The organism is Algoriphagus sp. Y33 (genome assembly GCF_014838715.1).
Classification (GTDB): Bacteria; Bacteroidota; Bacteroidia; order Cytophagales; family Cyclobacteriaceae; genus Algoriphagus.
This window is the reverse complement of record NZ_CP061947.1, coordinates 5,654,196-5,675,473: the sequence shown is the minus strand read 5'-3', so window position 1 is coordinate 5,675,473 and position 21,278 is coordinate 5,654,196. Positions and strand designations below refer to the sequence as shown.

Annotated in this window: 15 protein-coding genes and 1 pseudogene; 5 read left to right on the top strand and 11 right to left on the bottom strand. The window is 43.1% G+C overall.

Going from position 1 to position 21,278, the window contains the following annotated elements; all coding sequences use genetic code 11:
* Positions 1–2 precede the first annotated feature (2 nt).
* The 6 genes from ID165_RS23315 to ID165_RS23290 all read right to left on the bottom strand — a co-directional run bounded on the left by ID165_RS23315 (position 3) and on the right by ID165_RS23290 (position 6,598).
* On the bottom strand, positions 3–2,402 hold the full coding sequence (locus ID165_RS23315; RefSeq protein WP_192347819.1) for a TonB-dependent receptor: 2,400 nt from the start codon (positions 2,400–2,402) through the stop codon (positions 3–5).
* A gap of 10 nt (positions 2,403–2,412) precedes the next feature.
* Entirely contained in the window at positions 2,413–2,730 is a 318-nt protein-coding gene (locus tag ID165_RS23310) for a hypothetical protein (protein WP_192347818.1), read from the bottom strand.
* Positions 2,731–2,899: 169 nt separating this feature from the next.
* Entirely contained in the window at positions 2,900–3,607 is a 708-nt protein-coding gene (locus ID165_RS23305) for a tRNA1(Val) (adenine(37)-N6)-methyltransferase (protein ID WP_192347817.1), read from the bottom strand.
* Positions 3,607–4,209 carry a DUF2179 domain-containing protein gene (locus tag ID165_RS23300; protein ID WP_192347816.1) on the bottom strand — a complete coding sequence of 201 codons (603 nt, stop codon included), beginning with the start codon at positions 4,207–4,209 and terminating at the stop codon, positions 3,607–3,609. The genes ID165_RS23305 and ID165_RS23300 overlap by 1 nt, the downstream gene beginning before the upstream one ends.
* Before the next feature lie 69 nt (positions 4,210–4,278).
* Positions 4,279–5,445, bottom strand: coding sequence for an MFS transporter (locus ID165_RS23295; protein ID WP_192347815.1), 1,167 nt, complete (start codon positions 5,443–5,445; stop codon positions 4,279–4,281).
* Between the two features lie 340 nt (positions 5,446–5,785).
* Complete coding sequence (locus tag ID165_RS23290; RefSeq protein ID WP_192347814.1) at positions 5,786–6,598, bottom strand: LexA family transcriptional regulator; 813 nt, start codon at positions 6,596–6,598, stop codon at positions 5,786–5,788.
* Between the two features lie 69 nt (positions 6,599–6,667).
* On the opposite strand from ID165_RS23290, the gene dinB reads away from it, so the two are divergent.
* From dinB to ID165_RS23275, 3 genes are all read left to right on the top strand, one after another.
* Positions 6,668–7,816, top strand: coding sequence for a DNA polymerase IV (gene dinB, locus ID165_RS23285; RefSeq protein WP_192347813.1), 1,149 nt, complete (start codon positions 6,668–6,670; stop codon positions 7,814–7,816).
* Position 7,817: 1 nt separating this feature from the next.
* Complete coding sequence (locus ID165_RS23280) at positions 7,818–10,781, top strand: DNA polymerase III subunit alpha (protein WP_192347812.1); 2,964 nt, start codon at positions 7,818–7,820, stop codon at positions 10,779–10,781.
* Between the two features lie 155 nt (positions 10,782–10,936).
* Positions 10,937–11,518 carry a 2'-5' RNA ligase family protein gene (locus ID165_RS23275; RefSeq protein WP_192347811.1) on the top strand — a complete coding sequence of 194 codons (582 nt, stop codon included), beginning with the start codon at positions 10,937–10,939 and terminating at the stop codon, positions 11,516–11,518.
* An 81-nt stretch (positions 11,519–11,599) separates the two neighbouring features.
* Here ID165_RS23275 and ID165_RS23270 read toward each other — a convergent pair whose 3' ends face one another.
* From ID165_RS23270 to ID165_RS23255, 4 genes and pseudogenes are all read right to left on the bottom strand, one after another.
* Positions 11,600–12,217 (bottom strand): hypothetical protein, encoded by a 618-nt coding sequence (locus ID165_RS23270; protein ID WP_192347810.1) that lies wholly within the window; start codon positions 12,215–12,217, stop codon positions 11,600–11,602.
* A 2-nt stretch (positions 12,218–12,219) separates the two neighbouring features.
* Positions 12,220–15,204 carry an N-6 DNA methylase gene (locus ID165_RS23265; protein WP_192347809.1) on the bottom strand — a complete coding sequence of 995 codons (2,985 nt, stop codon included), beginning with the start codon at positions 15,202–15,204 and terminating at the stop codon, positions 12,220–12,222.
* Between the two features lie 182 nt (positions 15,205–15,386).
* Entirely contained in the window at positions 15,387–16,796 is a 1,410-nt protein-coding gene (locus tag ID165_RS23260) for a S9 family peptidase (RefSeq protein ID WP_192347808.1), read from the bottom strand.
* Between the two features lie 116 nt (positions 16,797–16,912).
* A pseudogene (locus ID165_RS23255) lies at positions 16,913–17,749 on the bottom strand (KilA-N domain-containing protein).
* A 171-nt stretch (positions 17,750–17,920) separates the two neighbouring features.
* Here ID165_RS23255 and ID165_RS23250 point away from each other — a divergent pair.
* Entirely contained in the window at positions 17,921–19,525 is a 1,605-nt protein-coding gene (locus ID165_RS23250; RefSeq protein WP_192347807.1) for a solute:sodium symporter family transporter, read from the top strand.
* 4 nt (positions 19,526–19,529) lie between these two features.
* On the top strand, positions 19,530–20,348 hold the full coding sequence (locus ID165_RS23245) for an inositol oxygenase family protein (protein ID WP_192347806.1): 819 nt from the start codon (positions 19,530–19,532) through the stop codon (positions 20,346–20,348).
* A gap of 24 nt (positions 20,349–20,372) precedes the next feature.
* Here ID165_RS23245 and ID165_RS23240 read toward each other — a convergent pair whose 3' ends face one another.
* Positions 20,373–21,137: a cyclase family protein gene (locus ID165_RS23240; RefSeq protein WP_225586879.1), complete on the bottom strand. Its 765-nt coding sequence runs from the start codon at positions 21,135–21,137 to the stop codon at positions 20,373–20,375.
* Between the last annotated feature and the right edge of the window lie 141 nt (positions 21,138–21,278).

The window sequence follows — 21,278 nt, the reverse complement described above, 5'->3', positions numbered from 1 at the left end:
GGTCAAAACTTAATCGAGTAACTGATACTTGGAAGCGGGACACCTAAAATGGCAAGTTTCATAGCCTGAGGGGGAGCTCCCAATTTATCCACAAAGAATAATGAGAAAGGATTTTTCCTGCCGTAAACATTCATCACGGAGAATGTCCACTCTCCGTCAAAGAACTTCCCTTCACCAATAAATTTGAAGTTAATGGCCAAATCAAGTCGATGGAAGTCCGGAAGACGCCGCTCATTTCTTCGATTGAAATAAGCCAATGAATTGCCTGAATAGGAAAACTTTGCTCCCGGGTAAGTAATTGGACGACCGGTACTATAACCAAAAGTACCTGAAACAGAAGTATTGGCACTTAGCTTATAATTCCCAATTACCGTGACATCGTAAGGCTTGTCGTAATTGGAAGCATACCATTCGCCATCATTGATTTTCTCCTCCTCGTAACGTGAGAGCACTCGTCTCAAACTTCTGGAGTAAGTATAGGATACCCACCCCATCAATCGGCCTAGATTCTTTTTCACATACAATTCGATCCCATAAGCCCTTCCTTGTGCAGGCACCAGCTCTGTCTCGGGGTTATTTTGCAAGATCAGATTTGCACCATCCTTATAGTCCATCACATTCTGAATGTCTTTATAATAGACTTCGATGGATGTTTCGAAAATATTTCCCTTGAAATTATTGTAAAAACCCAGGGAATACTGATCTACTACCTGCGGTTGCATGAACGTATCACTCAGCTTCCAAATATCCGTCGGAGCAATAGTTGCGGTATTGGAAATCAAGTGAATAAACTGATACATTTTATTGTATCCGGCTTTGACGGAGCTGCTTTTTGAAAAAGAATAACGCAACAACCCTCTGGGGCCTATGCCATCGTAGCCCCTAATCTTTTCACCGTCTCCGTAGGTAGTCTCTCCGGTAACAGTTTCATCCGAAATAGGCTGATTTCCTGCATATTCTCTCACCGTTCTTGCCCCCAAGTATTGATACAAATCATAGCGTATCCCGTAGGATATTCCCAATTTTTCTCCAATCTCAAATTCATGCTGGAAATGAATGGCTGATTCCCTGCCAAATTCATCCTGGACTTTCTGCGGCAAAATCCCCCCATCAAGTCCGTTTGGAATTAATTCCCCGGGCTGGATTTTCAATTGCTTGTAGTCAGCTCCAAAGCCGATTTTATTGGATTCAGACAATGAATAACTCATAAAGAGTTTTGCACCATAGTCTTGGATTCCGGAGTTTAGGTCAAAATCATTGATCCCTGAGCGGTTGAAAATACTATAGTCATATTGGGTATAGTACCCCAACACTTCAAGACTAAGGCTCTGTGACAACACACTTTTCCATTGTAAGGAATGACTGGTATTGGCCCAAGAAATTGTCGTGTCTGAGGCTAAAGCAAAGTCATCATAACTTCGATAAAAGCTGTAGCCGAATTCAGTTTTATCTGAAATCGGCGCTGAAATAATCAGATTTCCATCATAAAAATCAGCCCTTGAGTTTTTTAGGTCCGGATTTCTTAGCGAGTTTAAAAACCAATTAATATACGATCCTCTAATACCTCCAAGCACAGACACCTTGTCCTTGATTAAGGACCCATGAAATGACACTTTACCCGACACATTACTCACCATCACACCTGCTCCCCACTTGGCAACACTCCCGGATTTTGGGATGATATCCAAAATAGACGACCCTCTTCCTCCATAACGCGATGGGATCACTGATTTATAGAGAGTGGCGTCTTTTACAAGATCCGCATTGAAGGAAGTATACAAGCCAAAAAGGTGTGAGGAATTATAAATCGGGGCACCTGCAAACAGTATCAAATTCTGGTCTGCCCCACCTCCGCGCACGTTCAACCCTGCCGAAGCCTCTCCCACCTGACTCACGCCGGGTAAAGCCGCCATAGAACGGATAATATCCACCTCCCCCAGAAATGGAGGAAGCTCTTTGATGGTGTTCATATTCAGGGTCACGGCTCCCATATCCGTGGAGCGGATATTTCTCTCGGGATTTATTCCGAAAATCACCACATCTTCCAGTTGGAAACCTTCGGGAATCATTTTGATTGAAATCCTTCCATCACCTACCGCTACAATAGGATAATCCACCGTCTCATAACCTACATAGCGAAATTGAAGGTTGTATTCGGCTCTATCCATAATCAACTCAAAGGAACCTCTTGTGTCTGTCAAGCCATTTACACTGATCTCCGGCACTGTAACCGTCACTCCGACCAGTGCCTCTCCGGTAATTTCATCGATGATTCTTCCCGAAATTTTGATTCCTTTCAGCTGTCCGATATCATGTCCAACCACCTCTCTTTTCACAGAAATAGTCTGCGGGAAACCAAAATGGGAAATAATAAGAAAAAGCAAAAGTATACATTTCTTCATATACGCAGGATTAGATTCCATCTGGAGCTAATTTGTAACACCCCATCGGATAACTCCCTCCTGCATTCGACTTGAAAGCCTCCGGCTCTATGTGGTCAAATGATAAATCGTCCCATCTCCGGAGCCTGGTAGAAATAGCATTGCGCCCTTCTTGATCACCGACATCAATAGACTGAACTACTACCTGTCCTGCTAAAAAAATAAAAAAACCTAAGCTGATACACAGTCCTTCTTCAATGAGGATAACGATGGGTTCTCCTTCATCTGCCGTACAGCCCCTCCCAAAAAGCAGCATTGTCAAAATACTCAGAGTCAGTAATTTTTGCATGAAGCTGATTAGTCATAGTGTGCAGGATCAAAAATATAAAAATATCACACAGACACAACCATCATATCATCACTTTACTGAAAAACGGAAAAAATTGATATTTTTCTCAACCATATTTTAAATAAAAATTAAAATATATGTCAAAATCTATATTTTATACACCCTAAATTTAAAAATCTAACAAAAACCCACGAACCAACCCCGCATAACTTTCATGAGGCGTCCCGTCTTCGTTTTTGATAAAAATATCCTTGGCTTTGACTTCAGTGTGGTTTCTGACGAATGCACAAATCTCCCGCAATATCCGTCTTCCGGGCTTATCCCGCAGTGTGAATTTGACTCCAAGAAACAGTCCATACCGCGCTGCTTCTTGGTGAAAATCCTGCATTTGTCTCGGAGGAAGTATAAGCCAAAACTGCCCATCCTCTTTTAAAATCTGTACTGCTTTCCCCAATAAATCATGAAAGGAGAGTTCGTCTGTATGCAAAGCCATGTTGCGCTGCAGGTCAGATGATTTCAAATGATCTGGAAAATAAGGCGGATTGCTTACGATCAGGTCATATTTCTTCTGAATTTCGAAGTTTTGAAACCTACCCTCCCAAAGCTGCATACGCTCCGAAAATGCATTTGACCTGAAATTGTCCAAAGCCTGGGAAGCAGCAGGAGGATCTATCTCCACTGCCTGGATTTTTGCTTCGGGAAAACGCTGGGCAAGCATCAATGCGATAACTCCTGTTCCCGTGCCTACATCTAAAATCTCCCGTGGTGAAGCAGCATCCGCCAAAGCTCCGAGTAGGACAGCATCCGTACTGATTTTCATCGCACAATTGTCCTGATTGACCCGAAACTGCTGAAACTGGAACCAGGAATTGGCCATTAGGTGCGGGCTTTACTAAAGAAGCTCATATTGAATCGTGGCTTGTCATCCATCACATTCAGATCATCCTCAGACACCCGCTTCACACTCTCAATGGTATAGAATGCTTTCTCATCTATGCTTTTGACTGTAGCCACAAACTCTGTGAGGCTGTCCCTCTTCATCACGGTGAAAAGCAGATTCACTTTGCCAAATCTACCTTCCCCACCTACATTGGTGAAGCGGAAATCACGGGACTTCATGTACTCGATCAATTCAGGAAGAGGTTTCGGCGTAATCACCCGTACAAGCACTCTGCCCAATGCCAACTTCTCCTCAAAATACATTCCCACATAAGTTCCCGTACCAAATCCCCCTGCATAGGCCACATAAGAAAGAGGATTATCGATGTTTTGAAAAATCTGTCCAATGGCAAGCAACCAAATCAATGCCTCAAAAAAGCCTAAAAACGGCGCAATGTTCTTTTTCCCATTCATCATAAACATGATTCTCAGGGTATTGATAGATACATCGCCTACTCTAGCACAGAAGATGAGTAGGGGCATGATCAGGTAGTCGAATAATTGTTCAGAAATACCTAGGGATTGAAGGAATTCTTGCATAACAGACAGGGCTTAATTTGGTTACAAAACTACATCCTATTCCATCAAGGACGAAATAATATTTGGGAATTAGATTTTACGATCCCTCCCTGCCAACATGCCGAAATAAGTAAACACCGCTGCGAAAAGCAGTAAAAAGTAAATAAGAGCATTCCAGTTATTAAATAAATCAAGAGAAACCCCAAAGAGCAAAGGTCCCAAAGCTGCAAGATAATAGCCGGAAGACTGAACCATGGCTGAGAGTTTTGCTGTAGTCTGATCTTCTGCTGTTCTTAGAGAAATCAACGTATAAGCGATACTCAAACTTGCCCCCATACACAAACCTATTATCGCTAAGGCCACATAAGTAAGCAATTCATTTTCTATAAAAAGTGCAAGGTATCCAATCAAATATCCGGCACCGACCGCCTTCACCACCCCGGTTTGCTCCCTAAGCTTAATCAATAGATTCGGCGCAAAATAAGAGCCTATCAAGGAAACCATTTGCATAAGAGAAGCAACTATGCCTGCTTGGGAAGGAGTCCAGCCCCTGGAAATCAGCATATCAGGCAGCCATGTAATCACAGTAAAGTACATAATAGACTGGGCCCCCATAAAGATCGTCACATGCCAGGCGAGCTTGGATTTCCAAACATTTTTGGCAGGTTCAGTTACTTGGTGCAAACTCGCCTTTGGGCGTTGGAGCTGAGGGATCCAGATGATTAAAGCTATAATCATAAAAATAGCCCAAAAGGCCAGTGACCCTCTCCATCCTAGGTTCAAGTCAACTGCCAATGGTACGCTTACCGCTATGGCTATAGCCGCAAAAAGAGACATCATCGTAGCCAGCAGTGCAGTCATTATTCCAAGTTTCTCAGGCAGCCTCACCTTAATAAGCGGAATCAGCAAAACATTGGCAATCACGATGCCTATACCTGTAAGTGCTGTGCCCAAAAACAGCAGAACCACCCCATCCAAAACCCTAACAACAACTCCTAAAGTCAAAATAGCAATAGCTAAGAACACTGCCCTCCCCATTCCCAACCGCTTTCCTATCCCGGGAGCAAAAAGCGAAAAGGTAGCAAATGTCAGCAAAGGAAGCGTGGTGAGAAATCCCGCCAGGCCATTGGACAAACCCAAATCCTCACGGATAAACGGAATCAATGGCCCAACCGACGCTATCGAAGTCCGCAAATTGATCGAAACCAGGATAATTCCAGTAATAAGAAGTGATTGGGAGGAAAATGATTTATTCAAAACAGCGATATAAAAATTAGAAATGCTAGGGGGTACTATTCAGTGCTGATTAAGCCCGACAAAACTAGAAAAATTTAAGGGGAATTATCTCTCACGATAGGTCAAGAATATTAATTCCCACTTTGGTTCTCGTGACTTGTACCTCTTTCAATGCAGCCTGCTAAAAGTGAGATTGCTTCCTCGTTCGTACCTCACTCATCGCAATGACGTGCGAATAAGAGCTCTTTACTAAACAACAGTTCCTTACTATTTTAATAGAATTTGCGCCTCTGCGTCTTTGCGGGATATTTTTTCCTAAAACCTTCCCCGCGCCGTTGCGCCGCCGCGAGAAATAAAACCGCTACATATCACCCCGTTCTTGCAACAATTCCAACTTCCTGTTGATCTCCGAGATTTCAATTCCCACTTGCTGTAACGTCAATGGCTCCTGTGGAAATTCATCACTCATGTAATATTCGAACTTCCAGATCTCCCGAATCTCTTCCGCAGGAACCGTGTAAGGTGTATAAGCAGGATTTAGAGAGCGTAACAAAAAGTCTCTTTCCTTCGCCTGAAAACTCAACATTTTAAAACTAACTCCTTCACTTGCCGTCACTACCACGCAGGGAGTCTCTTTGGCAAGCCTCCACTCGGACACATACGAGCCAATCACATAAGCCCCATCCGCAATGGGCAGCATGCTGTCTCCTTCGGTTTGAAACATGCGGTATTTTTTGTCTTTGGGCAGGTTTGGCAGATTAAAAACAGGCAGCGTACTCAAATACTCCGGATCCCCAAAGCCTCCCAAATATCCAGCCTTGGCTTTGATCGGTACGAGCTCGATATTATCCTCATTGCTTGAACTCACGGTGGTGGCCAGAATTCTGACTTTCGAGCCGCTCAGAAACACATCATTTCCGGCCTCCAGATCACGGATTTTCAGTTCACTGAGTTTCGACAGATCCACCCGCAGCAGCGTGTCCACGCTCATCCTGAAGTAATCCGCACAAAGCAGCAAATCCTCAATCGCCGGCGACTTGCTATGCCCATTTTCATGCGAATTCAGCTTGGCCCGGCTCATGCCAAGATTTTCGGCCAGCATATCCTGACTCAATTTGCGTCGCTTTCTGAGAAATTTCAGATTGGCAGCCCAGAAAAAGCTTTGACTTCTCATTTTTATTCGATAGAATTAATGACAATAAAATGATATTAATACTATCAAATATAGAGAATAATCTGAGAAATGGAAAGGCATATCGTGCATTTGGATCTGGACACATTTTTTGTGTCCGTGGAGCGGTTGAAAAACAGTGCCCTCAAAGACAAACCTGTCATCATCGGCGGCAGCTCCGACCGGGGAGTGGTGGCCTCGTGCAGTTATGAAGCCCGGACATTCGGTGTGCATTCCGCCATGCCCATGAAGTTGGCACGAAGGCTCTGCCCTTCGGCATTTTACATCAAAGGAGACCATGATAGCTACAGCCGGCATTCGCGCCTGATCACTGAGGCGCTCCAAGAGCAGGTACCGGTAGTGGAGAAAGCATCCATTGATGAGTTTTACATCGATATGACTGGGATGGATCGGTTTTTTGGCTGCGAAAAATTCACCAAAGAATTACGGGAAAAGATCTATAGGCAATCGGGTCTGCCGATTTCCTGCGCACTGGCAGTGAACAAACTGGTATCCAAAGTTGCCACCCATGATGCCAAACCGAATGGCCAGACCACCATTCCTTTTGGCACAGAAAAACCCTATCTCGCCCCACTCCCTATCCGAAGAATGCCTGGCGTAGGCGAAAAAACTTCCGCATTGCTAGAGCGGATGGGAGTAGAAAACATCAGGCTACTCAGTGAGATCCCTCCACGGATGATGCAAAACCTCTTGGGGAAATCAGGTATTGACCTCTCACGAAAAGCCAACGGCATCGATGAGTCTCCGGTCATTCCCTACTCCGAACAAAAGAGCATCGGAACCGAAAACACCTTTGAATCAGACACCATCGACATGGCTTTTCTCCATAGTCAATTGGTACGGATGACAGAGAAAGTAGGCTTTGAACTTCGTCAAAAACACAAGCTCTGCGGCTGTATCACGGTGAAGCTTCGCTATGCAAATTTCGACACGGTCAGCCGTCAGTGTATTATCTCCTACACCAGCTCGGACGAGGTCTTGCTCCAGCGGGCCAAGGAACTGTTTGCGAAGCTCTATGAAAAGAGAATGCTCGTGCGTTTGATCGGCGTGAAGGTCAGTCATCTCGTTCAGGGACATCAGCAGATCGATCTTTTCCAAGATACCGAAGAGGGCGTGAGTCTATACCAAGCCATCGACTGGATCAAAAACCGCTATGGCGAAAAAAGCCTGACCCGGGCCATCACCCTAACCCGCACCTAAGATGTTTATCAATTGTAAAACCTGGTTCAGCTACCGCTACGGTACCTACAGCACCGAAGACCTCGTGGACGCAGCGGCCGAGCTTGGTCTAGCTTCCCTTGGCCTCACCAATATCAACAGCACTGCCGATATGTGGGATTTCGTGGACTTCTGCAGAGAAAAGAAAATCAAGCCCATCGTGGGAACCGAGATCCGAAACGAAGATAGGTTCTGCTATACCTTACTGGCAAAAAACGATGCAGGCATACTCGAAATCAACCGCTTTCTCTCGCTGCATTTACAGGAGGAGCGCCCCTTCCCTGAGCGCCCTGATTGCTTTTCAGAGGTGCTGATCAGCTATCCCTTTGGAAGCTTTTCTGCTCAGGATCTAAAAGAACATGAATTTATCGGTATACTGGCAAGCGAACTGAATCGTGTAAAAAAGCAGGAAGTAGAAGCTGCACCGAAGAAATGGATCATCCGGCATCCGGTGACTTTCCAGAACAAAACCTTCTTCAACGTACATCGCCTGCTCCGTGCCATAGCCAAAAATACGCTCATCAGTAAACTGGGAGAAAAGGACTTTGCTTCCCCGGATGAAATGTTCGTTTCGGAAGCTACCCTGATGAGTTCTTTTCGGAATTTTCCCGGAATGATCAGCAACACGCTACAGCTGATCGATGCCTGTGAACTCAAGACCGAACTCCTCACCGACAAAAACAAAAAGCACTATAGTGTCAGCGCGGAGGATGATCGGGTTTTATTGGCAAAACTTGCCATGGAAGGTTTCCATTATCGGTACGGTACCGATCCCGTAGCCAAAACCCGTCTGATCAAGGAGCTACAAATCATCAATGACCTGAATTTCAACGCTTATTTTCTTATCGTATGGGATGTGATTCGCTATGCGCAGAACCGTGGCTTCTACTACGTCGGCAGGGGAAGTGGTGCCAATTCCATTGTGGCTTATTGCCTAAAAATCACTGATGTGGATCCCATCAAACTCGACTTGTATTTCGAGCGCTTTCTCAATCCCCATCGGACTTCCCCTCCGGATTTTGATATTGATTTCTCCTGGAAAGACCGGGACGAGGTGATCGACTACATTTTCAAGCGTTACGGCAAAGAGCATGTTTCACTGCTGGGCATGTACAGTACCTTCCAGCGGAGAGCTGTGATCCGCGAGTTGGGAAAAGTTTTTGGACTGCCAAAAGAAGAAATCGACCAACTCGTGAGAGGTAAGGATCAGCCGATGAATGAGGATAAAATCCAACGTACCATTCTGAAATACGGTGGATTACTGGAGAATTTCCCCAACCATCTTTCCATTCATCCGGGTGGCATGCTGATTTCTGAAAAGCCTATCTATCAGTACACAGTGAATGAATTGCCTCCAAAAGGCTTTTGCACCGCTCAAATAGACATGTTCCTGGCAGAGAAAATCGGGCTCTTCAAGCTCGACATCCTCAGCCAACGTGGACTTGGGCATATCAAAGACACGATCCGGCTCGTCAAGCAAAACCGTGGAATTGACATTGACATTCATCGGGTGGAACAGTTCATGAGCGACCCCAAAGTGGCAGAGCAAATCCGAACCGCTGATACCATCGGCTGCTTTTACATCGAAAGTCCGGCGATGCGGCAGCTGCTCACCAAGCTGAAATGTGACGATTACCTCACGCTGGTGGCAGCAAGCTCCATCATCCGTCCGGGTGTGGCACAGTCGGGTATGATGAAGCAGTATATTGAGCGTTTTCATGACCCTGGGAAGATCGTGTACCTCCACCCCAAAATGAAAGAACTGCTAGAGGAAACTTTCGGTGTGATGGTCTATCAGGAAGATGTGATCAAAGTTGCCCATCACTTCGCCGGGTTGGACATGGGCGAAGCGGATATCCTGCGCCGGGCGATGTCGGGTAAGTATAGATCACACAATCGCTTTAATGAGATCAGGGAAAATTTCTTCAAAAACTGCAAAGAGTTAGGCCATGAAGAAACGGTCAGTGCGGAAGTATGGCGGCAGATGGAATCCTTCGGTGGCTATTCATTTTCCAAGGCACATTCGGCTTCTTTTGCGGTAGAAAGCTATCAAAGCCTTTACCTGAAGACCTATTTCCCCATGGAATTTATGGTGGCAGTGATCAATAATTTCGGGGGTTTTTATGCCACGGAATTCTATTTCCATGAGCTGAAGCGTACCGGAGCAAAGGTAAATCCGCCTTGCGTAAACCGCAGTGAATACCTGACCAACATCAGGGGGGAAGAGGTATTCGTGGGGATGATCCATGTACAGCAGCTGGAAAAGAAACTCTGTGACCTGATTCTGGAGGAAAGGAAAAGAAACGGAAATTACCTGAGCTTGGAGGACTTTATTGAGCGAACATATGCCGGGCCGGAGCAGTTGAACATCCTAATCAGTGTGGGAGCCTTTGGCTTTACGGGCTTGGGCAAGAAAACACTGCTTTGGAAAGCCAACTTCGCCCAAAAGCACTTGACCGCCATTCCTGATTCCCCTGCGCTGTTCAAAGAACCGCCCATGGATTTTACGCTTCCTGATTTTCCTGATTATCCGCTGGAAGACGCACTGGATGAGATCAATGTACTCGGCTTTGCGCTCACGGATATGTTTAGACTCTGTGCCCATGATGGCAAGGGAATGGCTCTGGCACATCAGCTGCCCGACTTACTGGGCAAAAATGTGGAAATGCTCGGTCAGCTTGTCACCACCAAAGACGTGCGTACGGTCAATCAGAACCACATGGCCTTTGGTACCTTTCTCGATGCCAAGGGTGACTGGCTGGATACGGTTCATTTCCCCAATTCCCTGAAGCGGTTTCCTTTTCAAGGCAAGGGGTTTTATAAAATCCGTGGCAAGGTCGTTGAAGATTTTGGGACGTTTGCAGTGGACGTGCACGGCATGTGGAAAGTGGGTTTAAAGGATAAAAAAGAAGTACCATCAGCTCAGGAACTTGCTGTAGCTGTATAAAAAACATGATTATACGCAATGATGCCGGTAGCCCTAATTTCTTTGCTCACCCGGTCGGATGACCGAAGTGGCCATGCTATCGTTGGCCAAATCCTACATTGCTTTATCCGCTTTACTGGCAGAAAAGCGGATATACATATTAAAAAATTGTGCTAATGAACATTTTCGAATACCTGTTGATCATCTCACCCAATGAGGAGATTAATCGTGATGTAATGTCCCTAAAAAAGGAATTTGCAAATCGCTATGGATGTAAAAAGGCAGCAGGCTTAACACCTCACATTACCATGGGGAATTGGCTACAAAGCAGCTACCGCGAAGCTAGAATCATTGCCAACATCAAGCGTTTTGCAGAAACTGTCAATCCCTTCTTGGCTCAATTTGATGGTATTGGAAAATTTGAACCCAAAACCATATTTGTCGATGTCCTTAACAAGGAATCCTTTGCAGATATATCGAGAGGACTAAGGCACTCATCTAGCTCTCTGCTAAAAAAACATGTGGCTTTCCCAAGCACTGCACATCTCACAATCGCCAGATCCATGGAGCCTGAGCAGTTTGAACAAGCTTGGAGTGATTATAAAAACGAAGAGTTTAAAGATTCTTGTGAGATCAATGGAATGATCTTACTTCGGAGACCATTCCGTAAGGAAGGATACAGCAAGTTTAATAGGATTGGGAGTTTCCCTTTTGAAGGAAAACGACCGCATGTCGAACAGTTGGAGCTTGGATTTTGAGAGCGGAATAGAGACTTCAATTTTTTGGCTAAGTCACTTAAAATCATTGGAGAACCTCCTTTTATATGTGAGGTAAGACACTTAACTTACATCAACCCAAAAATGGTGCAATATAACTTGCGAGCCTCCTTTTCTTAAATGATTTGATTTCAATCGGGCAATCTTATCAAAAGAAACTATCTGCAGCTTTTCATTCTCAGGCCAGGATGCATCCAATACCCATTGATTAATAGTTGAAAACCAGTGGTTGAAGTCTTGGCTTTTAACATAGGCAATCATGCCACATTCAGACAACAAGTTATTCCTATTATCCACTCCGTGATCTTCTTCCCTAAATCGTTCAATTCCTCCGCCTTTGCCAAAGACATATTCATGCTCTTTCCTTTTTGAGTCTTTGGGCGTAGGAAGAACTTTGGCTTCTATAGTAAAAAATAAATTCGCTCCTTTATATATCCCTATATCTATTTTGCTGCTGCCTTTTTGTGAATTTTCCGGTAAAAAATAAAAATTAGATGGACATTCATTAGTCATATAAACACAAAAAGCTGATGAATGCTGATTTTCATTTTTCTTAACTGCGAGAATTTCAACAAACTCCTCAGAAATAGTAAAATAGGGCAGCTGCTTTACCATGTATTCAATTAGTTCTTCTACTAACGATGAGGGCTGAAGTATCTTAAAAGGTAAAGCGTCTGACATAATTAATATCCCTTGCCTTTAAAATCCAAAAATGTTTCGTCGGCATCTCTCAAGGCTATTGACTTTAGCCAATAGCGCAGGGCATTGGGCTTGATAAAGTAAACACAATCAAATCCATCTACATGATCATATAAGCGAACGATTCTTTTATAGGCAGCCCCTCGGTTGGCAGTGTCATTATTGATTAGTCTCTGAACCGAATCATCTAATTGATCTTTCACAAATTCTTGCTTCAACTCTCCATCAGCTCCAAATCCAATTTGATAAACTGTATAGGAAGGCATGCTATAAATCTTGCCTGATTGCCAGCTATTACCGCTCTTGGCATAGATACCATTTAACTCTGAGCAGAGTACTTCGCCATAGTCTTCAAATTGCTTTGGTTTTACAGGATAATGGAGGATTGCACCGCCAGATTTTTTAGTGATTTGCTTGCCTAGATGTCTATAATAAAAAAGTACGTCATCCTGAATCACTTTCTCTGATCGATTTAATTTTTCATTCAATTTTCCAAAGGAAATTGGGAGTGAAAGTATATCGCTTATCCTTATTGCCGTCTCATGATGGACTAAACAGTTGCTACTTGTGGAAATAACAAAAAATTGGGGATTGAAATTTGTGTTTGATAACGATAAGTAAACCGTTTCAAGCTCTCGTTCATCTTCAAGAGGCACGCTTATCCCGACAAAATCGCGACTATAATATAATTGTTCCTTTTGAGTGTAGCCACTTTTCTTTAAAACTAAAGCATATACTAGACCATCAGTCCCTAATCTCTGCTCAAAAACAAGAAAAGGGGGGCGATATAGCTTTATGTCTTTTAAATTGCCTGTTTCAATTCTTGTATCCAATGATACATAAGGGACATGATCATTTGCAATACTTAAAATCTGATCGCAGTTTATTATTTCATATCCCTTTCCTCCTTCAAATCCTCTCAAATTAAGCCATCGATTTGAATCAATTAAGTCTTTCAATGAGGGTAGTAAGCTCAGCCTATAAATCAAATGAAACAACCTTCCCCCTCCCAGAAGATTTGTCTTCCACACAAACTGCTTATCAGGATCAACAGCCCAATCCCATTTTACAGGATGTCGGTCGTAGTCATCAATTTCAAAACGAACTTTCTGTTCTACAGAAATAGTGCGTTTTACTACCGTATGGTTTATTGGTTTGAATTCAGAGGGTCTGCTCTCAGCAAAGAGAGCAACTACAGGTGTTCTTCCTGTCTTCTTTCCTCCTCCCTTTTTCACAAAAAGGGATTCTCTTAAATGAGTAAAATCATAAATATCTGAGACCGCATAATCTGTAAAAAGACTCTCCCTATAATCTTTAGCCTCCTTAGATTTATCGTATAAAAGCACATTGGACGGAATGATCATACAAATTTGATCAGTCAGCAACATGGAAGCCTCAAAGAAATGTAGCGCAAAGTTCTTTCTCGGGATAGTTGGATGCTTCAAGTCCAAAGAATTAAGAACATCTTTGTCTAACACCTTTTGCTTAGAACTATCTTTCTCAGGATTAAATGGAGGATTACCAATAACCAGCGAAAAATGCTGGTTCTCATTTTTAGCATTTAAAGCCCATTGAAAAAAACCCGTAGGTGGTAAAGCTTCAACTATATTTTTTGTACTAAGATCTTGAAATTTTAACTCTCCCCAGACTTCCTTAGGGGTAAGATAATCCAATAAGGCAGTGGTCAGACCAAAGATGGTCACACGCACAGCAGTTCTTTTTACATCCACACCGAAAATATTTTCCTCCATTATTCTCTGTGCTGTCCGTGCATCCGGGTATCGAATTTCTCCGGTTTTTTCGCTCTCAGAGATCGCCCACCATTGAAGCAGTCTTTTGTAGGCAGCAACAAGAAAAACGCCAGATCCACAGGTAGGATCGAGGATTTTGTAAATACCGCTTTCAATAAAAGATGAGGGAGGATTTTCTAAAGGCATGGCTTCATCCACCATGAAATTAACCAAATGAATAGGAGTGTAAACCACACCTTTCTCACGGCCATTTCCATCTCTTTGGGCTTCTTCCTGAATGAAATTTTCATAAATAGCACTAATCACCTCAGCAGGAAGATGTTGAAAACTATATTGGTTCCACAAAAAAAGTTGCTTCGTGTCAATATCATTGTCTGCTCTTAGAAACTGTGCTAATAAGCTCAAATCAGTATTTTCAATCTTTTCCCTTTCCTGAGGCCAAAATTGATCAAAGATTCTCCCGTTGAATTCAGTGGAAAGTTCATCAAGAACAGTCAAAAACTTTCCCTTTTCTACCGCTTCAACAAAGCTGTGTATTTGATATTTAAAAAATATCTCATCAAGAGTTGATCGATCAGTTCCTGAATCCTTTTTCTCTTCCAAAAACTTTACTAAGATGCTTAGAACCAATATTTTGTCAATGGTTTCGGATTCCAGTTGTCCGCCTCTTTCATTGAAATCCCTTCTGACTTTCATCAGATAATCAATCAAATGTTTATATGGACTCTTATCGATATTTATTTGGTTTTGATTCCTATCTTGTTCCCAAAATGTGCCAGTCCCAAATAAATGTGCTGCGTTACGCTCCTTATCAAGTACTTGAACGGCTTCTAGTGGAAATTTCAACTTTTCTACTGAAAGCTCATTATCCCCAACTTTTTCGGCAGGCTTTCTAACATTGTAAATATCTAATCTCGTCTTCCCTGTTATAATATAAACATCAATCTTCCCTTCACTCCAGAGTGCTGCGTGAATCTCTTTGTGTTTTGAACTATTGATAGGAAGATGCTCTTCCTTGAAAATACAAACTACAGGTTCGGACTTATAAGCTTTTGTATCGTCCTCCCACTTAAAAAATCTCCTGAAAAAGACTGCATAAGCTCCAAGTTTAATTACCTCTGTAATATACAGACGTTCATAGCTGTTTTGAGCAGCAGAAACTTTGCTGCACAGAACAAGTCCATTTTTTTCTGTAAAATCAAGGATTTGGGTTTCCATAATTAAAAATATCTACTTCTTTCACGTCAATTGCGAAGCCAAATTTCTTCGCGGGAGAAACTAGATCGACTAAGATAGAATCTAGAAATAATATTCAAATTTATACTAACTAGCTCTGAATTACTATTTCGAAGCAATCTATACAGGCATAAACTGTCAACTTTTGATTAAATAGCTGCCACTCACTCCACCTGCTCCTTAATCCACCCCAGCACCACTTCCATTGCGACTGGAGAAAAAGTCTGTTCAATTGTTCCGTATTCACTTGGCGCACCTGTTTCTGCTTCTTGGAATAGGTGGTTCAGCCCCGGCAATTCCATCGTGGTCACGTTTGTGTTTCCTCCTTTTGCCAAACCAGCCTTGATCGCTTCCAGGTTCTCTTTCGGCGGGACTTGCAGGTCTTTTTCTCCATTGAGTGCCAATACGGGACAGCTTACTTTTTCTAAAGCCGGAGCAGGATCGTACCTGATGAAATTCTGCATCCAGGGGCTGCTCAATTCTTTCATCCTCGCCATCTGATCGTTGACAAATTTATCTTCAGTCAAGCCACTAGGCAGATTGACAGGAGGAATATTGCGGAATGCTTGAGCCATGTAATTTCTCATCTCTCCCTTCATCTCTTCTGTCCCCTGATCTTTAAGGACTATATCGAAGATGCCTCTATTAAGCATTGCACTTTCTTCCAACTGAGTAGGGCTTATTCCTGATGCTTTTCCAATCAATTCCTGCTGGGCAAGAAGTAGCTTATCTCCCCGAATTCCGGTTCCCGCAAGCAAAACGATAAAGTCAATATCGTCTGAATCTGCAGCAACCATTGGTGCTATAATTCCGCCTTCGCTATGTCCGATCAGCCCGATTTTACTTTTGTCTATCTCAGGTCTTGACTGCAAATACTGCACAGCTGAAGCTACGTCCGTAGCAAAATCCACTGAAGTCGCACTTGCAAAATCCCCTGTGGAAGCCGCTGTCCCACGATCATCAAAGCGCAATACAGCAATGCCATTTCTAGTCAGGTAGTCCGACAAAACCAAAAAAGGCTTGTGCCCCATCAGTTCCTCATCACGATTTTGAGGACCAGATCCAGAAATCAACACTACCGCTGGATACTTTCCATCTTCTTCTGGCATCGTGAGCGTACCAGCCAGCAGTATTTCAGCTTGCTTATTTTCAAAAATCACCTCTTCCGAACGGTAAGGAAAAGGTTTTTTAGGCTCTTGAGGTCTATTAGAACCCAGTTTCTCGATTTCGTCTCTGGACAGATTCATAGGAAAAGACTGACCTGCTTGAGTAAAAACACCTACGATCCTATTGTCATCACCTAAAGTTCCCTCATAGATGATATTCGCATTGGTAATGGCGATTTTCAAAGTACCGTCTTGGAAGCGGGTTGAGGTCACCGGTATCCCAAATGCGCCTTGATCCGGACTGTCCATCGTCGAGCTGTAGCCGCTTTCAGTTTGCTCCACATTGAATACCAGTCGCAGTTGGATACCCTGAACTTTCAGGGCTCCATGCCATTGTCCCGTGATGTCTTGAGCGAAAGATGAAACTACAAAAATGCAAGTAATGAGAACTAGTGAGAGAACTTTCATATAAAATGGATCAACTGAAACTTTAACAATAGATAAATAAAACTAAAAAAACTGATTGCCAAAAGGTAGCACTCCCCAACTCATTTTTAGACGACACTTCCCCCGGAAAACTGCATTCATCCATCGCCCAGTTTTCTTAGAGCTCCATTAGCCAAAAGTGACTTCATCTGCATAATGGCTACTTGATTCAATTGGACTAACCTGTCTTTTTGGGGCAGACCTTGCTCTATTAACAAAGCATTGATGCTTTCCATATTGCTCAAAACGACTAATTGCTCAATAGATGCTTCATCCCTCATGTTGCCTTTCTTTTCTGTAACTGAGTTTTTCGAGGCTTCCTCTTTCCATTGCTTTGCAGTTTTTCCAAAAAGAGCCACATTCAGCAAATCTGCTTCATTGGCATAGGTGAAATTGATCTGGGAACTAGAAATGAGTTTCGGTACAATATTCTGCTTGATCGCGTCTGTATGGATCCTATAATTAATCTTCGAAAGAGTTCTTTGAAGATTCCATTCAAGATTTAATCAATTACTCTCCTCTTCTTTTAGCCTTTTGAACTCTTTGATCAAATAGATTTTAAACTCCGCACTAATCCACATACCAAATTCAAAAGCGATATCCGAATGCGCATAAGTGCCTCCATATCGTCCTGCTTTTGCTTGCAATCCTATAGCATTTGTTTTAGAAACCCCCTCCTTTACGCTCAACTTATAACTATTTAATCCTGCTTGACTTTTAATTATGGCGAATTCGCCATAATTAAAATCCGGATTATAAACAGATTCCCATATACCCAAAAACTCAACGGTGTTTCTATTTCTTAACCAATCTGAAATAAAGAAATCTCCATCCTTCGATTTTAGCATATCCGTTAGGGAAATGTAGTCTCCCCCAAGCTCATTCAGTATGGTAATGGCATTGCCTTGTACTTCTATTATTTTCTTTTTTGACATATCTAATTATTATAAATATACCGAAATCGAGGTACTTTGAAAGGTCTTTTTCTCGTCGAAACATCATAAATCCATCTCTCTAACAAGAAGGCTACTTTTTTATTGGCGCAGCCATTCTATTTTTCTATTTTCCAGAATACAATTTCGATAAATCCACTCAACCCAAAATAAGTGCTTACACTTTTCAGTTTCTTAGCTTTTACAGGCTTTGTAGCCATCTACTCCACGTGGATGCTACGCAAACAAAATCTTCAGACCCAAGACGGTTATTTCCTAGGCGGCCGCAGCCTAACGGGCGTGGTCATTGCCGGCTCTATGCTGCTTACCAATATTTCCACCGAGCATCTCGTGGGGATGAACGGTTCGGCTTACAAAAATGGAGCAATTATTATCGCTTGGGAAGTTACTTCGGCGATCGCATTGGTGATCGGCGCGCTGTATTTTATCCCAAAATACCTGAGAATGGGACTGACTACCATTCCCGAGTTTTTGGAGAAAAGGTTTGATAAAATGACACAGGCGTTGATATCCCTGCTGCTGATTATCTCCTTTGTGGTGACACTGCTGCCAATCGTACTCTACACTGGAGCGATTAATATTGAATCTATATTCGACATTTCGGAAACGCTGGGAATTACCCAGACAGAGGGAATTTGGCTCACTGTTGTCGTGGTGGGAGTGATCGGTGCAGTTTATGCGATTTTTGGAGGATTGAAAATGGTGGCTTACACAGATACGATTAATGGTTTTGGGTTGCTTATTGCCGGATTGTTGGTTCCTGTTTTTGCGCTTTGGGATATAGGAGATGGAAATATTCTTGATGGTCTGGCGAAAGTGTTCAACAATGCGCCTGAAAAATTTAATGTGATCAGTAAGGAGCCCTCAATTGGCCCAGGATCCAGAGATTCTATTCTGCCTTTTGAAGTGTTATTCACGGGCTTGATCATCAATCAGCTGTATTTCTGGACCATGCATCAATCCATTGTGCAGCGGGCTTTGGGAGCGGTGAGTCTGAAAGAAGCCCAAAAAGGCTTGTTATTCACAGGGATTTTAAAGATCCTGATCCCCCTGGTGATTGTATTGCCGGGCATCATTGGTTTCTATTATTTCGGAGACACACTATTCAATGCTCAAGACAGCGTCTATCCGGAGCTAGTCAAGCGGGTACTCCCTCCTTGGATGACAGGCTTTTTTGTCGCAGTGATTATGGGAGCGATTTTGAGCACTTTCAACAGTGCTTTGAACAGCGCAGCGACCATCTTCAGCTTGGATATTTTCAAGGTCTATATCAACAAAGCTGCTAAAGAAGGTCAGCTTGTTCGGATTGGCAAGTGGGTTTCGGCTATTCTGGCTGTGGTATCTATTCTTGTAGCCCCCTTTGTGGCAAATGCTCCGGCCGGTCTTTATCAACTCTTGCAGCAACTCAACGGAATTTTCTTTATCCCTATGGCCACGGTAATTATTGCCGGATTCTTTTTCCCAAGAGTTTCGGCAGCAGGAGCTAAAGCCGGGCTGATCTTTGGGTTGGGATTCTACATTCTGATGGATCTGATACTTCAAGTCAATATTCATTTCGTCCACATCTGGGGCATAGAATTTATCCTCAATCTGATCGTCATGCATCTGGTGTCGGCAAAATACCCAGTTACCGTCCCATTTGTAATGGCAGATTCAGGTAAGTTGAGCATCATCCCCTGGAAACATGCCAAAACTTTGGGCTGGATTTTGATTGCAATCACAGTTATTATTTATGTAATTTTAGGTACAATCGCTTAATACTATGGAAACTACAGAAAAGGAATTCAGGAATTACGATCACGTGGACGTGAAAGCTGCCGTAAAGGAGCACTATCGTAAAATGCGCATGTATCAGACTTATGATTATGTGCAGCGGATGAAATCCAAGTATCTCAAATTTGACAAGCCGATGAGTCTTTGGGATGCTATGGAAAAACTCAATGCACTGATCGATGTCAGCGATCCGGATCTTGATTTGCCAAATGTGCAGCATTTGATCCAGTCTGCGGAGGCTTTGAGGCATGACAACCGTCCTGATTGGATGCAGCTCGTAGGTTTGATCCATGACCTCGGCAAGGTCATGTATTTATTTGGAAGTGATGAAGACGGCACGAGTCAGGATGAGCAATGGGGACTCGTAGGAGATGTATTCGTAGTTGGTGCAAAATTGCCTGACACCTGCGTCTATCCTGAGTTCAATGAGCTAAATCCGGACATGAAAGATCCCCGCTACAATACAGAATTGGGGATTTACGAGAAGGGCTGCGGTTTGGACAATCTACAACTGGCCTGGGGACATGATGAGTATTTCTACCAAGTACTGAGAAACCACAAAGAAAACACAATCCCTGAAGCAGGAATGGTGATGGTGCGCTATCATTCTTTTTATCCTTGGCACAATGGCGGAAGTTACTCCCAGTTTGAAGCTCCGCAGGATGCACAATACAAAGAATGGATTCTCGACTTCAATCGATACGATCTATATACCAAATCTCCAAAAATCTATGATTTGGATGACGTGAAAGACTATTACCTGCCGATTGCCGAGAAATATCTGGGAAAAGGCCCGATTAACTGGTAATCCTGGATTTAAGTTTTCTAAGTATTATTCAAACACAGCCACTGCACGTACCGGAGAGCCGGTTCCGCCTCTGATCTTCAGAGGAAGCCCTATAAACCTAAATCTACCTCTATCAATCAAAAGGTGGAGGTTGATTAAATTTTCGTAATGGGTAAATCCCATCTCTCCGCAGATTTGATGCACTTCTTGGTTGGTAAGCTTGGGGATTCCCGGAGACATTGTCTCTACTCCAAAGGCGGAAATCCCTTGTTTGCCAAGCCAGCGGGTAGCTTCGACAGTGAGTCCGGGACCTTTGTCCCAGTTATCTGTGCCGAAATATTTCCGATAATGATCCGTGCAAAGTAAAACAGTATCGCCTTGGAGAATAGACAATCCGGCTATTTGAACTGCCTGCTCAATATCCTCCACGGAAATTAATTCCTGCAATCCCTTATGGGTTAAATCCAGACAAATACCCTCTGTATAAAACATGGAAAGCGGCATTTGATCTATCGTCTGCGCAGCAAATTCTTTCCCCATGTGATTGAGCCCATCGACATGGGTACCTGTATGCTCACTCATCTCGAGCCTGAGTGCACTTGGGGTATGGGTTTGGGGATTTATTTCCTTTGCCCATTGCTCATGCGTGGCGTGAACACGGATGTTGACAGGAGCCATGCTATGGTGCATAGGCATCCCCTCGTATATTTCCTGTGATAGGTCAATGATTTCCGCCATAAAAAATATTTCTTCAATAATAAAAAAATCAGTCTTAAAGGTTCCCTTATCCCAATCAATTAATGACAACATTTCAATCTCTTTGATTTGAACAATTCAAGGCAAAGATTATTGATCAGTTTTAAAGCTGTTTAGGAGAAAACTATTTTCGTAGACAGAGAGGGAGTGAGAAACGGCAGAAAGAATGACTTAAACTGTTGATTTGACAAGAAT

Coding starts and splice junctions, on each gene's coding strand:
- ID165_RS23315 (WP_192347819.1), bottom strand. CDS start 2,402: ATGAAGAAATGTATACTTTTGCTTTTTCTTATTATTTCCCATTTTGGT.
- ID165_RS23310 (WP_192347818.1), bottom strand. CDS start 2,730: ATGCAAAAATTACTGACTCTGAGTATTTTGACAATGCTGCTTTTTGGG.
- ID165_RS23305 (WP_192347817.1), bottom strand. CDS start 3,607: ATGGCCAATTCCTGGTTCCAGTTTCAGCAGTTTCGGGTCAATCAGGAC.
- ID165_RS23300 (WP_192347816.1), bottom strand. CDS start 4,209: ATGCAAGAATTCCTTCAATCCCTAGGTATTTCTGAACAATTATTCGAC.
- ID165_RS23290 (WP_192347814.1), bottom strand. CDS start 6,598: ATGAGAAGTCAAAGCTTTTTCTGGGCTGCCAATCTGAAATTTCTCAGA.
- dinB (WP_192347813.1), top strand. CDS start 6,668: ATGGAAAGGCATATCGTGCATTTGGATCTGGACACATTTTTTGTGTCC.
- ID165_RS23280 (WP_192347812.1), top strand. CDS start 7,818: ATGTTTATCAATTGTAAAACCTGGTTCAGCTACCGCTACGGTACCTAC.
- ID165_RS23275 (WP_192347811.1), top strand. CDS start 10,937: ATGAACATTTTCGAATACCTGTTGATCATCTCACCCAATGAGGAGATT.
- ID165_RS23270 (WP_192347810.1), bottom strand. CDS start 12,217: ATGTCAGACGCTTTACCTTTTAAGATACTTCAGCCCTCATCGTTAGTA.
- ID165_RS23265 (WP_192347809.1), bottom strand. CDS start 15,204: ATGGAAACCCAAATCCTTGATTTTACAGAAAAAAATGGACTTGTTCTG.
- ID165_RS23260 (WP_192347808.1), bottom strand. CDS start 16,796: ATGAAAGTTCTCTCACTAGTTCTCATTACTTGCATTTTTGTAGTTTCA.
- ID165_RS23245 (WP_192347806.1), top strand. CDS start 19,530: ATGGAAACTACAGAAAAGGAATTCAGGAATTACGATCACGTGGACGTG.
- ID165_RS23240 (WP_225586879.1), bottom strand. CDS start 21,137: ATGTTGTCATTAATTGATTGGGATAAGGGAACCTTTAAGACTGATTTT.